The organism is Gammaproteobacteria bacterium (assembly GCA_013696315.1).
GTDB lineage: Bacteria > Pseudomonadota > Gammaproteobacteria > JACCYU01 > JACCYU01 > JACCYU01.
Map to the genome: position 1 here is coordinate 1 of JACCYU010000226.1, position 13,984 is coordinate 13,984.

The following is a 13,984-nucleotide window of genomic DNA, read 5'->3' on the forward strand; positions in this document are numbered from 1 at the left end:
GACTCCGCTGTATCGCGCGACGGGTTGCCGCAGTCGTGCGGGCGCTGCCGTGTAAAACCTGACCCATTGCTCATCTCTCCAGATATGACGATCCAATGTACCACTACACTGCGGGACTAAACAACTAACCTGCCCGTGGAAGTCGCACATGGCGGCGGCACAAGTACCAGGCTCGGCACATGGAAATGCGATAGCGCGATAGCGCCGCGTGAGCGATGGCGTGTGCGCGTGTGGCGAGCGGCTGCCGGAGCCTGCGCCGTATTGGTGAAATGGGGAACGAAGTCTCGCACCCGCACGTCCGCGGGCGGCTCATATCCCCGCGAGTCTGAAGCCCTCGCTGTACAAATTACCAAGTTCCTTTGTGAAACCGATCGTGGTGGCGTCGCTGTGCTTGCGGTATTCGGGGAACAGGCGATTCATCTCCGCACCCGTGCGGCGCGCTTCATCGATCCGGTCGGCCAACGCCAGGCTCGCGGTGATGACATTGTATCCTCCTATGAAGGTGGGCGCCTTATGCAGCACCTGCGTCGCCGCATCGATCGCCTGCTGATAGCGCCGCATGAACATATAGTTCTGCGCGCGTGCCCAGAGATAATAGACGGGGCAATGCGGATTAAAGGTGATCGCCCGCGCCAGCTCTCGTTCCGCCTCGTCCGTGCTGCCGCTGCACGAGAGACCCACGCCCAGCCAGTAATGCGTCTCGGCGCCGCCCGGATCGAGCGTGACCGCCAGACGCGCCGCCCGCAGCGCTTCGTTGTGCATGCCGCTCCAGTTGCAGACCCAGCTCAGAACACCTTGCGCGAGTGGCAGCTCTTTATGCAGCTTCACGGCGCGGCACGCGAGCTTGAGCGCCACGTCCAGCGATTCCCCGCGTGACCGCACGCCCAGCAGCCAGCGATAGGTGTGCACGCGCGCGAGCCAGGCATACGGCTCCGCGTAGCTGGGATCGATGGCAATGGAACGCTCGTAAAACGCCTGCGCCCAGTCCAGCGCATCCAGAGTCCACAGCACATAGGCCGCATTCCCACGTCGGCAGAGCTCGTAGGCCTCCACATTATCGGTGCCCACATGAGCAAGGCGCTGATGATCATCCGCGGTCAGGCGCAATTCCAGCGCGGCGACGATGCTGTGCGTCACCTCGTCCTGCAACGCGAAGATTTCGCTTAGCTCCCGGTCGTAGCGCTCGGCCCACAGGTGGTCGCCCGAGTGCGCGTCGATAAGCTGCACGTTAATCCGCACGCAGGCGGCCGCGCGTCGCACGCTGCCTTCCAGCAGGTAACGCACGCCCAGCTCCCGGCCGATGTCCTGCACTCGCCTGGCGACGCCCTTGTAGACGAATGCGGAATGCCGCGCGATGACAAACAGACCCGACAGCTTGGAAAGATCGGTAATCAGGTCTTCGGTGATGCCGTCGGCGAAATACTCCTGCTCGGGATCCGCGCTCATGTTGGTGAACGGCAGCACGGCGATCGAGGGTTTGTCCTCGCTCGTACGAATGACGGACTGTGTTTCTGAAGCGGCGACGTTTGGCGGCGCAGTGTGGTGCTGATTATTCTCGACTGGATTACCGTCAGCGGGACGCGGATCGGTATGTCCGCCTTGCGTGTACCCGTCTTTAGCGCAACCGATGGCGACGGCGTAAGCGCCTTTAGGCAGGTCGATGCGTACGGGGTCATCGCGCCCCTCCGCCTCGTAGTATTCGCGCAGCTTGCCCCGCAGCCGTGCCGCTTCCACGCGCACAATGGCGTCTATCGCCGGATCGAAATCCGGCGCGCGGTCGAATACCTCCACGCCGATGGTGTAGCCCTTGAGTCGGGCGGTGTTGCCGGCCACGGTCTCGCTGACGATGAACTTGAGAAAACGGCGCTGACGCGCCGACTGCGCGAACACCGGGCTTGCGAACATTTTATTCAGCGATTGATTGATCGCCGCGATCTTCTGCCCCGAAAGCTCGCCGGATGTAGTCATGGGCTTGACCTTGGCCAGCAAGCGATTCGTGTACGTCTCCGCTCGCGCGCTACACAAAAGACGTAGCGTGAGCGCTGGTGTCAGCATTATTCATCTTTAGGCAGGCGTTACATCTCACCCACAACGTGTTGATACGGGCCGGCGCCCAGACGCTGGTGTAGGCGCTGCTGGCGCTGGCGCCGGCGAAGAATCTTTGCATCGCGGCGCCGTGGGCTTCGCTTCTCATCAACTGCCTGGAATCATCGGGGCGCTCCCAGGCGGAGATGGTGATGGCCCGCTCGCCGATGCGCGCGGTCACCAGACCGATGAACCCCTTCATCTTCATCATTTCTCCGGCCGTCTCGCGGGACATTTGCCTGATTTCCTGCATTGATTCATCGGACAGACTCATCAGCTGCGTGACGCTGAACGCGCCGGGCTTCGCCTTGCTGCCCGACTGCACCGAGGTGCTGACACCGAACGAGAACGGTCCCAGCGCGTAAGGTTGCACCACCACTTGCAACCCAAGTTGCTCGGGAATCGCACGCGTATCGAAGTAACCGGTGACCGCGCGGACCCTGTCGTTCTCGACAGTGATGAAGTCTGCGCCCGGCAGCGTGACGGTTTTGCGGGTGGCGGGCAGGCCGAGAAACTCGCCCGCATTCGTGCCTCTCATGATCCATTCGGCCGCGATAACGCCGGGGCGCGCCTCGGCGGCGCTGATAATCTCGAACGACAGGTCTGGAAACGCGGCCCACAGCGACGTTGCGTTCGCGGTGATCGCGGCGCCGGTCAGCTCGCCTGCCGTCGTCGGGTCACGGTAGGTGCCACTTGGCGCGAATACATCCGCCAAGGCATCGGGATCATGCCGGTTCCAGGCGTCGAAGTATTGGTTTGCGACATCGATGGCATTCATAACGGCCCTCCTGCGCTTTGCGTACCGATCATACGTAGGTCGCCAATCCTTTGGCGACATCATGTCTGCTAAGGATACCGGCCCACCAGTACTAATAAGGTATGGTTAGCCATCCATGGCCCGGCCGCGGCGTTGCTGGAAGCCCCTTCGCGACCCTCCCTGGCCGGGCGTTCTGTCCTCAGGAAACGACACATTAAGTATCGTTTTCTTTATCCGGCTCACCCCCGTATCGCCGCCATCACGATGCCGGGTAAGGGCTTCCAGTCGGCATGCTCCTCCAGCTTGACCAGCTTCGGCAGCAGCTTGTGCGTGGTGCGATGGCTAGGAAAATAGCCAGGCTTCGGGAACGTCGTCAACGGCGCGCGCATCACCACTTTTTCGATGCCGTCCAGCATGGCCGTGTTGTGCACGAAACCGCGGCCACTCTGGATATTCTGCGGTGTCGAACCGGGATACGCGCCCCACGGCGGCGCGGCGAAGACGAACGACAGCCCGGAGAAACCATTGACCGCCACCGTGCCGTAACGCAGCTTCGCAATGGCTTCTTCCACGGCTTTGCCGATCACCGGATCCTTCAGAGACCTGGGATGCACGACCAGGGTTACGGACAGCGTACCCCACAACGTGTTATTGGCGAAGTCCACGGCACGATCCAGAAACTCGACCGGATCGGCGCTGCCCAGCCGCGTTTCAGCGAGGATGGCGCAGAATGGCTCCTGCGAAAACAGCGGCTCGTCGCACGCGCCAGCGTCCAGACCGCCGATGAAAGTCCACGGCAGCGCGCCGGCCTGTTGCCTGCCGATCTGTGCGGGCTGCACGCGGCCGTGCGTGAACGCCGCCCAGCGGTCTTCCGCGCCGGGATAATACGCCTTACGTGGCGGCACCTTCTCGCACACGTCTTTGATCCAGCGCATAAACGCTTCGCTGCCGGCCCAGCCATGCGGCGTCACCAGCATCTTGGCGGCGTTGCACAGGAACGAGGCGTTCATCACGAAGTAGCTGGCCACATCCTGCGCCTGGAAGCGCAGTTCTTTGTCCGTGTAAGGGCCGGGCACCACAATGACGGGCGAAATGTTACCGAGCTCCGAGGTAATCGGTTTTTTCAGCAGCGGCTGATGCAGGCGCTTGCGCTCGTCCTGTTGCGGCCCCGGCGGCCCCCACACGATCTGATCGTGCGTGTGGTCGGAACCGGTGATATGCACCTCGTCGATGTCGCGATCATTGACGAGGTAACGGCCCTCGCCCGCGCCGCCATAACACACGCACAGGAAATTTTGTCCAATCGCCTTGGCAAACGCCTCTTCCAGCAGCGGACCCAGATACGCGTTCACCGGGTTCATCTTGAGCAGGCACACTTTGCCCTCGTTGAACAGTTTGGTGATGACGTCCATCGCGCCAATGGCGGCGATGTTACCCGCGCCCAGCACCAGTACCACGCAGCCGTCGTGATCGGGCTGTTTGTAAAAGCGCGCGCGGGTCTCGTGCAGCGCGCCCTCGTCGATGCCGGTTTGCATGTGCACGTCGACCGTCATGTTTTTGAACAACAGGCCGTCGATGGCATTGCCCGGAAATACGCGCACCGCCAGGCGCCCGTCGGGCAGATGTGCGACCGGACCGATGGCGGTGTTGCCGGTCTTATCCAGCGCCGCGAGCTGTTCGCGGATCAGGCGCAGCTGTCGCACCACGCCCCACGGACCGGTGGACCATTCTTCCGCTTCCAGCGGCGTTCCGGGCGCGATGCCTTTGGCCTCGCAGCCGGCGTGAACCATCCGTTCCGCTACGCGCAGGTAGCCTTGCTGCATGGCCCGCGCAAGCGCGATGCGCTGTTGCAGCGGCAAGTGGACGAACGCCGTCGCGCCGTCGCGCAGCCTTGCCACGGCCGCGTCCATCTCGGACTCGCTGGACGGCGGCGGCGCGGGCACCGATGATTGGGCAGGATAACTCGCAAAATCCGGCAGCTCTGGAACTGCGCTCATGACTTTCGCCTCCGCCTGACTCAGTAGAATGATTGCGACGCCAACGCGCGAGGACAGCCGACGCCGCCCTCGCCGCAAGCGGATTTTACTCCGCGCGCGCCTGCGGATTCTCGTCCGGAGGCGGAATCACACCGATCTGTGTGAGCAACGCCATCTGATCGTAGTACGCGCTGGTCGACACGATCCTGCCGTCTTTCCACTCCTGAAAATCCGCGCCCGGCACGGTGAATGACTTGCCTGAGGGCTTCTTGCCCGCCAGCTGACCGCCGGGGAAGGGTTTGGTCCATGTGCCAGTGATCACCCACTGCTCCGCCAGCGTGTCCTCGTCTACCGGATCCGCGCTCACGACTGTGACCTTGAAGTCCGGAATGGCGGTAAACAGGCCGCCGACCCACTGCGCCAACGCTTCGCCGGACAATTTTCCTGTGCCCGGATTCGAGTAGGTGCCGTTCTCGCCATAGAAAGCGACCAGCGCCGGCACGTCATGGCTATTCCACGTCGCCTTGTAATCATTGAAAGCCTGCATCAGATCATCGTCGGCAACGCCAGGCGTTGTCGAAGCCATCCAGACCAGCATGGCGCATAATCCCGAGGTCAGCACGTTTCGTTTAAATATCGTAGTTTTCATAGCACTTATTCTCCGTAAATCCTTAAGCCCCGCCGCATCTTCGGCGTTCTCGAAGTATGTGCGCCGACCCTGTGGCGGAGTAGTTTCTAACCGTTACTAACCTCCGCACGAGGCCACGGGCTGAATTCCGGCGTAAAGACGCTACAATCTGTGTAAGAAAAGTTTTCGAGCGAGAGGTGCGAAGCCGCCCGCGGACGACGTTATTTCCACCGTCACCACCCACGTCCGCCGGATCTACGACAAGCTCGGCGTGCACAACAAAATCGAGCTGATGAACAGGCTGTTGAGCGCCTGAGCGTTCAACGGATCGCATCAAGGCGCGGCGCCTGCCCATTGCTGTCAACGACCCGGTACGATTGCCGAACGATTGTCGGATCCTTGGCTCCGGCTCGATGAGGAACAGGTTTCTTGTGTCGCCGCCAACCGCGCGATGCGATCGAAGAACGCCTTTTTCCGTGCGGTGTTGATGTGCCAGTTAACGGGCAGATACTGAAAGCCGTCGTGGTAATTGCGCAGGCCGCCGTCGTGATAGCCCCACGATGCCCCGTTGCTGACCGCGGCATTCAAGTTCTCGATATTTTCGGAATCCTCGTTGAAGACAATCGGTTTGGGTTCCGCGCGGTACGCGGCGGTGGCCTTGATCGCTTCGATCATGGCTGCAATCTGGCGGGCGGTCTGATCGTTGCCGTGCACGGTAATGTAGTCGCCTTGACGGATGACGGCATCGGGCGGGATGACGCCGCCGCGAAAGCTGGTGGAAACCTTGAGACGACCTCCGGCACGCGCCTGCACCCGCGCGATCAGCGTGTGTATGTTGTCCATTTTCAGAACCGACTTGTCGTAGCCGTTGGTGGCCTCGTTGTTGATCTCGATCAGGACGTTGCGGTAGCCCTGCTCCAGCACCCAGTCGGTCATGTTATCGGCGGCGCGTAGCACCGCGTCATCGCTGACGAACCGGTCTTCCTGGTGCTGATAGAAATATTGCAGAATCACCACCATGCCGTGCCGGTCGGCGGCGCGAATGACCTTGCCGGCACGGTGCAGCCACGCCGGCTTCAACGAACCATCCGGCTTGAATGCGGATACATTCCACGGGTGCCCGGGCGTACCGTGCTAGAACGGATTGCCGCCCTGCATGCCAAGCGTGAAAGCGTTGAGACCTTTGTCGGCGTAGGTATTCAACGCCGCGATGAATTCGCGGGTATTGCGCTCGGCGTCCCACTCACCCGTATCGGGATACTTCCAGATATCGTGTCCGGATTTTCGTCATCGAAGATGGCGATGGCCATGCGGCTGTTCATCAGCCGTCCCTCAATACGCGTACCGGGATAAGTCGCGGCGCCATTGATCGTGAAGTCCACGCCCGAGATGCCAACCACCGTGTCCGCGCGAACAGCCTCCGCTGCATGGCCGCTGACCGCCAGCGCCAGCAGCAGAACTAGCCAATGCGAAACGTAGTGCCCGGGACGTGCAAGCGACAATGCGGCTTCCATCGAAACCTTCCCAGTCATTGGCGAGCGGCGCACGCCAGCGCCGCCGAGCGCACTAATTCTTTTCCAGCTGGATCTTGCCGTCGATCCTGAAATTCAGGTTCAGCGACGGGATCTCCAGGGTCATGACCGCCGGCAGTTTTTCATCGCCCTTCAGTTTGCCGGACGCCAGCGCCGCATCGACTTCTTTTTCGATTTCCCGCTGCGAAGTGACGCCGACCTTTTTCAGGAACTTGCGGATCTGCATATTCAGGGTGTCTTCGTTCATGATCGTGTCCTCATCTGTAAAATCGCCCGCTTGATCGGTCAGCATACACGGGTATAGGCGCCGGCCCGACCTCCGGGCGCCAGCACCACCTGCCATAGCTGAATGTGCCGCGCCCGGAACGCGCCCGCGCATGACAGCAGATAAAACTTCCACATGCGGTAGAAACGTTCACCGTAGCGCACCTCGAGATGATGCGGTCAAAATTGGCGAACCACGCCATCAGAGTCTTATCGTAATACGCGCCGAAATTATGGACGTCCTCGACGATAAACAGTTTCTCGGCCGCGCGCGCGATCTGCGCCATCGACGGCAGATCGCCGTTGGGGAAAATGTATCTGGCGATCCACGGATCGACGCGCGTGGTGGTGGCGTTATCGCCAATGCTTTGTAACAGAAATAAACCGTTGTCGCGCAGGCAGCGGAGTGCGACGCGCATGTAGCGGCGATGATTACGGTGGCCGACGTGCTCGAACATGCCAAGCGATATCACGCGGTCAAACGGCTCGTCGATTTCGCGATAGTCCAGCACGCGGATCTCGACCGGCAGCCCGGCGCATACCTGCCGCGCGTACTCCGCCTGGGGCTTTGAAGTGTTGATACCGACCACTTCGGCACCATATTCCTGCGCGGCGAATTTGGCGACGCTGCCCCAGCCGCAGCCGATGTCCAGCACGGGCATGCCGGGTGTGAGGCCGATCTTGCGGCACACCAGCTCGAGCTTGGCCTGCTGCGCATCGTCGAGGTTCGTTGCGTCACGCCAGTAGCCGCAGGTGCATACCATGCGGCGGTCGAGCATCTGCCGGAAAAAATCGTTGCCGAGATCATAATGCGTCGGCGCGGCTTCGCTGCGTCGCGGCCTGGTGCGGAGATTTTGCACCCTGGCATGCACCACCGGCAGCAGCAGCTTTAACGGATTGAGCTTTTCGTGCAGACGCGCGCCCAGCAGCAGGCACACGAGTTCATCGAGGCGCTCGACGTCCCACCAGCCGTCCATGTACGATTCACCAAGCCCCAGCGAACCCTCGGCGATGGCCCGCCGGTAGACGCCATCGTTGGGGATATGCATATCCCAGCCGCGGCTGCCGTCGATCTCGATGTCCGCGAGCGCGAGCACTTCTGCGGCTTTTGAGATTACTCATCGGTGTTTATGTAAAAATAATCAGCGGGATGCGTTGCTGAAACGAAAGCCCGGAGCGGCGGTCAACTACCCTGGAACACACGTGCCAACCACCGTTTTCCCAAGTTTATTGAAGAGCGGCCAAAAATAAAAAGGCGCGGCGTAACGAAGCATCGGCCGCGCCAGCGCGGGACGACCATGTTATCTTGACGCCATCACAATGCACCGGAATTTCTTGTGGCGCGCAAAAAGACATCCATCGACTTCGAAAAGTCCCTGACGGAGCTGGAATCTCTGGTGGAGCGTCTCGAGCAGGGCGATTTGACGCTGGAAGAGTCGCTAAAGACCTTCGAACGTGGGGTGGCGCTTACGCGCGCATGCCAGGCCGCGCTCAAGCAAGCCGAACAGAAAGTCGAAATCCTGACCACCCGGGGGGGCCATGCCGTCGTCGAACCGTTTGAGACCCATAACAACGCCGATAATAACAACGCCGATAATGGACACTGAGGCGCGGCTGCACGCGCTGTCCGCGAGAGTCGAGCGTGCGCTCGACGAATGGCTGCCAGCGGAGCAGGTACAGCCCGGCATTCTGCACAAGGCCATGCGCTATTCCGCTCTGGGTGGTGGCAAACGTGTGCGCCCGGCGCTGGTGTACGCGACCGGGACCGCGCTCGGTAGCGCGCTGGACAGTCTGGACGGCATCGCCTGCGCTGTAGAGTTGATTCACGCCTATTCACTGATCCATGACGATCTGCCTGCGATGGACGACGACGACCTGCGGCGCGGCAAACCTTCGTGCCACAAGGCCTTCGACGAAGCCACGGCGATCCTGGCGGGCGACGCCATGCAGGCGCTGGCGTTCTACATACTGGCGCACGATCGCCGAATCGCTAGCGATCCGGCCGTGCGCATCGAGATGGTGGCATCGCTGGCGCTGGCGTCTGGCTCACGGGGCATGGCCGGAGGTCAGGCCATCGATCTGGCGTCGGTGGGCGCGCAGCTGGATATCGCGCAGCTGGAGGCCATGCACATTCACAAGACCGGCGCGCTGATTCGCGCCAGTGTGATGATGTCGGCCGCGGGCTGTAGCGGTCTGGATGCTTCGCGCCGCGACGACCTGGACCATTTCGCGAAATGTATCGGCCTCGCATTCCAGATCCGCGACGATATCCTGGACGTCGAGGGGGATACCGCCACGCTCGGCAAGACGCAGGGCGCGGACCATGCACGCGACAAACCGACCTATCCCGCGCTAATGGGTCTGGAGCAGGCCAAATCGCGCGCGCGCGATCTGCACGACGACGCACTGGCGAGCCTCTCCGGTTTCGACGGGCGCGCCGACCTGCTGCGCGACATCGCGCGCTATATCGTCATGCGGATCAAATAATCTGGCTTCCGTTTGCAGGGCAGGTTGTAACCTACGGTGATCCGCCACTATGTTGACCCGCCCGCCAGGGAAGTACAGAAACGTTTCTGCTTGCGAACGGATTACGCACTAAAGGCGCTTAAACGAGTGCACAACACCGGGGCGCGAGTCCTGCGCAAGCCGGACAAAGATTGTCTGGAACGATTTCGCCTTGCTGGTCCGTTTGGACGCGAGCCGAGACGTGAGACGAACGTAATGCACATGCTGACGACAGGAAAATCCTGAAACCTCACCCTTCAGCGCGACGCGCGTTCATGTTCGGCCAATAACGCCTGTATCTTTTCGATATCCGTTCTCGACAGGGGCTTGTCGCCGGCCTTGACCGTTTCCTCGATTTGTTGCGGACGACGGGCGCCGACGATTGCAGCGGTGACTTCCGGCCGTCGCAGCACCCAGGCGATCGCGAGTTGGCCCATGCTCAGGTCGTTGCGCTCCGCGATGGGCTTGAGTTGCTCGATCAATTTCAGGTTGGCGGTTAACAGCGGCTCTTTGAACTGATCGCTGCCGCGTCGCCAGTCTTCTTTGGGCAGCGCGTCGATTTTTTGCCGCGTGTATTTACCCGTCAGCAGGCCGGCCTTCATCGGGCTGTAAGCGATCACGCCGATATTATGGGCCGCGCAATACTCCAGTAAATCGTCCTCCACGCCGCGTTCCAGCATGCTGTAAGGCGGCTGCAGCGAAGTCACCGGGTGGATTTTCTGGATGCGCTCAAGCTGCGCCACCGTGAAATTCGATACGCCCGCGTAGCGAACCTTGCCTTCTTCGATCAGCTTGGCGATAGTGCTCCACGCCTCCTCGACGTCCTCATCGGGATTGGGCCAGTGGACCTGGTATAAATCGATCACGTCCACGTCGAGGCGTCTGAGGCTTGCTTCCGCCTCTTCGCGCACGCTGGCAGAATCGAGCTGGCCGAACGGCGTGGTACCGCCCTCTTTCCAGCGCAGCCCGCATTTGGTCGCGACGATAACCTGATCGCGCCGCCCGGCAATGGCCTTTGCGACCACCTCTTCCGCGTGGCCCAGGCCGTAAATCGCGGCCGTATCGATCCAGTTGACGCCTAGACCTAGTGCGCGCTGGATGGCGGCGACGGATTCCTTGTCGTCCTGCGGGCCCCAGCCGAAATCCCAGTCGCCGCCGCCAATCGCCCAGGTGCCCAGGCCCACTGTGGTGAATTCGAGTTCGCTGTCTCCAAGTTGACGTGTCTGCATTATGTGCTCACTCCAGAGTCAAAAATTAAACGGGCCGCTTATCGGTTCTTCAATCAACACACTGAGCAACCCACGTGCCACGCTTTGCCCGTGAAATTGTGCGGCTCGTTGTTCAAATCTTTGCAGTTGCCGAATACAGCGCGTTATGGTTTGCCAAAGACCTTCTTCAGAATATCGGTCGTGCGCTTGGCCGGGTCCTGGCGAATCGCGGCTTCCTCACGGGCGAGATAGTAAAAAATACCTGCCATGCCCTCGCTCACCACGTAGTCTGAGAGATCCGCCTTGACGTCGGGTACGAACGGCACGTTCTGGTAGCGCGACATGACCTTGTCGTAGGCGGCAATGGCGCCGACCTGCGACAGGCTCTTGGACACCACGGGCGACATTTCAGCGGCCAGCGGCGCCGACATTTTGTCCTGGAAGTAGCGGGTCGCAGCATCGTCGGGCCCGCTGTAGACGGCTCGCGCGTCTTCCAGGGTCATTTGCTGGATGGACTGCCAGAAGAGCACCTTGGCCTTGGGCGTGGCGGCCTCGGCTGCGCGATTGAGCTTCAATTCCAGATCGTCGAGCGTCGATCCCATACCAACGGTATCCAGAGTTGCCTTGACCGTATCCAGACTCTGCGGCAATGGAATGTGAATGGCCGGATCGCTGTTGAAGCCGCCGGTCTGCCCGAGCTGACTGACCACCGTCTCGGTGCCAACGCGCAAGGCCTCCTTCAGGCCCGCCCGTAGCTCGTCCGCCCCCAGTTGCGCGCCGCCGGAGTCGTCTCCCGCCGGTCCGCCAATTAAGTCCTTGCCCTCTTCCAGCCAGCCGGCGCGCAGATGGCTATCGACAACGGCGCACATGACTACAGACGCCATCAACAAGGTCATCGCTGCCCGTCGGCACGGTTTTACATTTTCATACTGACTCATCCATCCTCCTTATCTGGCGGCGTCCGATCCTGAAGTTTTACACTTGGCCTGCGACCGGCCGAGTTTGCGCGTTCAACTTCTATAGTCCTTAAGTGCGGTCGTTTGCACGTTCGCCTGTGGTAACACCACCACACGACTCGCGCTGACGCGCGAAGCGCCGCACCCGATATTCCCGCTTCTGGTTCCATGACGCGGTGCTCAGTTCAGCATCGGCATGTTCCCGCAGGTCGCCTCTTGTGGAACGTTCGTCTGGCTTATCGGTTTTTGCCGGGGACCCATCCGGCCAGCGGTTATAGCGCCCCGGCCGGTCCACTAATCTCTCCTAACGAATTAAACCGCTTAGGGATTAGTGATGATGACGAGCATAACAAGGACGCCGGCGCTACGGTGCGCTGTTGCCGACTCAACCCGTGCGCAGAAACTGATTCTTGCAGGTTCGAAGGCAACACGCGCATGCACGCTGATTGCATTGACCGCACTTGGGGGTGTCCGCGGCGACACCGGCTAACACACAGGCCGCGACGACGGCAAAATCGGCCGGCGCGGACAAGGCGTTCTCTACGCCTGCCTTCTTGAGCGGTCCGCGGCGTATACAGCGCTTGCCAACCTTCGCGACCCGCTTCACGACGAAGGCCGACAGCATCGACACCGATGATCGGAACCCCGACGCGCCTTTGTTCCGGCAGGAGCGGATTTCAAACTATGACGCGTTGCAGTTTGAAGGCATGCGTATTTCGCTAATCCGTTGCCGACCAACGACGGCAAGCCCATCGATCATTTCCCCATAAATCAGGAAGGTCTGGTGTTCAATGATACATGGCGGATGGACAACGCGATTGGCGAGCAACGCACGCGCACGCTGCCCCTTGTCGGCTCGGGCTATCGCTATTCTTTGCCAGAAACGCCGTTGCTGGGCATAGCAACGCGTGGTTACGACAAGGACACCGAGTTCAACTGGACGGTGGGCCAGGCCGGAACCGTTGAAGGCAGGACGATCAAGTCGTTCGAAACGACCTCCGAACAGGTATCCGGTTTAAGCGGCCGCCACAACCTTAACGCCAACTGGAACGTAGGCGGACAAGCCTGGATGGTGCAGGGCGACGCGAAGGATGCGACGCAACGCAACCTAGGCGGCGCCCTCGAATACCTAAGCCCTAACAGAAATCACCGGCACACTATGCATGTCGCCCAGGACAGCCAGAACCACATGGGTTCGTGGCTGGACAGCGATCACCATCTTGGCGCATGGCGTCAACGGTTCGGCGTCTATCGTTTCGATCCCAAGTTAAAGTGGGTTAACAAGAAAATGGTGGATGATCGCGAAGGCGTGTACTGGCGGACCGATCATCAGCGCCACCACACCAGCTGGTTTTCCGGGGTGGAAGCGGAAAAAACGAATGTGTACGCCAATCCGAAAACAGCGGGCCTGCTCAAGACTTTCGGCTTCGTCGGCATCGCGCAACAGCTTGACGCGGCGACCCGCATCGGCGGCAGCTTTCGCTACGGGCTCGAGCGCCCGGGCGTTGGCAAAGCGGCGTCCGAAGCGCGCATTAGCAAACTCGGAACGTTTCTGGAACGCCAATCCCCTATCGGCATAAGCCGCTTTGGCGCGAACCTGGTCGAGCGACGTTCGCTTCAGCGCCCCGAGCAGCAGCTTGACGTGTTCTGGGATCAGGCGTGGCTGCAAAATGACGCCGACCGTTTCAAGACCTCGATGGGAGTGGCGCATATCATCCGCGCGAATGAGACTTTTCTGGTTCCATCGACTGGCTTCAAGCTGAAATATGCGATGACTCGCCATTTCGCACTCGAAGGCTCAATGCGCTATTTATGGCAGGTGAGCGGAGACCGCGAGGAAGACGCCTCCAGTTACATGTCGATGGGCGCGAGCTGGGCGGCCGCCGCCGACTGGCGAGTCAGCTTGAACGGCCGCTTGGACGGCGAACTGGTCAAGGCCGATGAGGCGAACCGTGATCTGCTCAACCGCGTTTACATGACGATCGCCTATCAGCCCGGCAGCGGCGCATACGCCGAGTAGCTCCGTCCGGGTCGCGAGAGTGAATCCGCGCCCCGGCCCGGCAACGTGCTGCT

Annotated in this window: 13 protein-coding genes and 1 pseudogene; 4 read left to right on the top strand and 10 right to left on the bottom strand. The window is 60.9% G+C overall.

The features are described 5' to 3' along the window. Nucleotides 1-309: 309 nt before the first annotated feature. The 4 genes from H0V34_13265 to H0V34_13280 all read right to left on the bottom strand — a co-directional run bounded on the left by H0V34_13265 (nt 310) and on the right by H0V34_13280 (nt 5,467). The gene (locus H0V34_13265; protein ID MBA2492615.1) at nt 310-1,968 is read right to left on the bottom strand and encodes an adenylate/guanylate cyclase domain-containing protein; all 1,659 of its coding nucleotides are present in this window, start codon (nt 1,966-1,968) and stop codon (nt 310-312) included. Nucleotides 1,969-2,017: 49 nt separating this feature from the next. Next, complete coding sequence (locus tag H0V34_13270; GenBank protein ID MBA2492616.1) at nt 2,018-2,863, bottom strand: ester cyclase; 846 nt, start codon at nt 2,861-2,863, stop codon at nt 2,018-2,020. Between the two features lie 218 nt (nt 2,864-3,081). Beyond that, the gene (locus tag H0V34_13275; GenBank protein ID MBA2492617.1) at nt 3,082-4,785 is read right to left on the bottom strand and encodes an aldehyde dehydrogenase; all 1,704 of its coding nucleotides are present in this window, start codon (nt 4,783-4,785) and stop codon (nt 3,082-3,084) included. A gap of 139 nt (nt 4,786-4,924) precedes the next feature. Continuing rightward, nucleotides 4,925-5,467: an ester cyclase gene (locus H0V34_13280; protein ID MBA2492618.1), complete on the bottom strand. Its 543-nt coding sequence runs from the start codon at nt 5,465-5,467 to the stop codon at nt 4,925-4,927. Between the two features lie 148 nt (nt 5,468-5,615). Here H0V34_13280 and H0V34_13285 point away from each other — a divergent pair, with 148 nt between their 5' ends. Continuing rightward, complete coding sequence (locus H0V34_13285) at nt 5,616-5,762, top strand: response regulator transcription factor (GenBank protein MBA2492619.1); 147 nt, start codon at nt 5,616-5,618, stop codon at nt 5,760-5,762. A gap of 44 nt (nt 5,763-5,806) precedes the next feature. Here the strand turns inward: H0V34_13285 and H0V34_13290 are convergent, their stop codons facing one another. The 4 genes and pseudogenes from H0V34_13290 to cfa form a co-directional block, all read right to left on the bottom strand. Next, the gene (locus H0V34_13290; protein MBA2492620.1) at nt 5,807-6,526 is read right to left on the bottom strand and encodes a hypothetical protein; all 720 of its coding nucleotides are present in this window, start codon (nt 6,524-6,526) and stop codon (nt 5,807-5,809) included. Nucleotides 6,527-6,645: 119 nt separating this feature from the next. Then, nucleotides 6,646-6,960, bottom strand: coding sequence for a hypothetical protein (locus H0V34_13295; GenBank protein ID MBA2492621.1), 315 nt, complete (start codon nt 6,958-6,960; stop codon nt 6,646-6,648). 52 nt (nt 6,961-7,012) lie between these two features. Then, on the bottom strand, nt 7,013-7,225 hold the full coding sequence (locus H0V34_13300) for a hypothetical protein (GenBank protein MBA2492622.1): 213 nt from the start codon (nt 7,223-7,225) through the stop codon (nt 7,013-7,015). Nucleotides 7,226-7,263: 38 nt separating this feature from the next. After that, nucleotides 7,264-8,291, bottom strand: a pseudogene (gene cfa / locus H0V34_13305) (cyclopropane fatty acyl phospholipid synthase). 288 nt (nt 8,292-8,579) lie between these two features. On the opposite strand from cfa, the gene H0V34_13310 reads away from it, so the two are divergent. Both H0V34_13310 and ispA read left to right on the top strand, forming a co-directional pair. Continuing rightward, nucleotides 8,580-8,849, top strand: coding sequence for an exodeoxyribonuclease VII small subunit (locus H0V34_13310; protein MBA2492623.1), 270 nt, complete (start codon nt 8,580-8,582; stop codon nt 8,847-8,849). Further along, nucleotides 8,782-9,729, top strand: coding sequence for a (2E,6E)-farnesyl diphosphate synthase (gene ispA, locus H0V34_13315; GenBank protein ID MBA2492624.1), 948 nt, complete (start codon nt 8,782-8,784; stop codon nt 9,727-9,729). The genes H0V34_13310 and ispA overlap by 68 nt, the downstream gene beginning before the upstream one ends. A gap of 275 nt (nt 9,730-10,004) precedes the next feature. Here ispA and H0V34_13320 read toward each other — a convergent pair whose 3' ends face one another. Further along, nucleotides 10,005-10,976 carry an aldo/keto reductase gene (locus H0V34_13320; GenBank protein MBA2492625.1) on the bottom strand — a complete coding sequence of 324 codons (972 nt, stop codon included), beginning with the start codon at nt 10,974-10,976 and terminating at the stop codon, nt 10,005-10,007. 143 nt (nt 10,977-11,119) lie between these two features. Continuing rightward, nucleotides 11,120-11,851: a DUF4197 domain-containing protein gene (locus tag H0V34_13325; GenBank protein ID MBA2492626.1), complete on the bottom strand. Its 732-nt coding sequence runs from the start codon at nt 11,849-11,851 to the stop codon at nt 11,120-11,122. 787 nt (nt 11,852-12,638) lie between these two features. On the opposite strand from H0V34_13325, the gene H0V34_13330 reads away from it, so the two are divergent. Further along, the gene (locus H0V34_13330) at nt 12,639-13,931 is read left to right on the top strand and encodes a hypothetical protein (GenBank protein ID MBA2492627.1); all 1,293 of its coding nucleotides are present in this window, start codon (nt 12,639-12,641) and stop codon (nt 13,929-13,931) included. Nucleotides 13,932-13,984: the final 53 nt, after the last annotated feature.

Excerpts from the sequence above, each read along its gene's own strand:
- H0V34_13265 (MBA2492615.1), bottom strand. The coding sequence starts at position 1,968 with ATGACTACATCCGGCGAGCTTTCGGGGCAGAAGATCGCGGCGATCAAT.
- H0V34_13270 (MBA2492616.1), bottom strand. The coding sequence starts at position 2,863 with ATGAATGCCATCGATGTCGCAAACCAATACTTCGACGCCTGGAACCGG.
- H0V34_13280 (MBA2492618.1), bottom strand. The coding sequence starts at position 5,467 with ATGAAAACTACGATATTTAAACGAAACGTGCTGACCTCGGGATTATGC.
- H0V34_13295 (MBA2492621.1), bottom strand. The coding sequence starts at position 6,960 with ATGGAAGCCGCATTGTCGCTTGCACGTCCCGGGCACTACGTTTCGCAT.
- H0V34_13300 (MBA2492622.1), bottom strand. The coding sequence starts at position 7,225 with ATGAACGAAGACACCCTGAATATGCAGATCCGCAAGTTCCTGAAAAAG.
- ispA (MBA2492624.1), top strand. The coding sequence starts at position 8,782 with ATGCCGTCGTCGAACCGTTTGAGACCCATAACAACGCCGATAATAACA.
- H0V34_13320 (MBA2492625.1), bottom strand. The coding sequence starts at position 10,976 with ATGCAGACACGTCAACTTGGAGACAGCGAACTCGAATTCACCACAGTG.
- H0V34_13325 (MBA2492626.1), bottom strand. The coding sequence starts at position 11,851 with ATGACCTTGTTGATGGCGTCTGTAGTCATGTGCGCCGTTGTCGATAGC.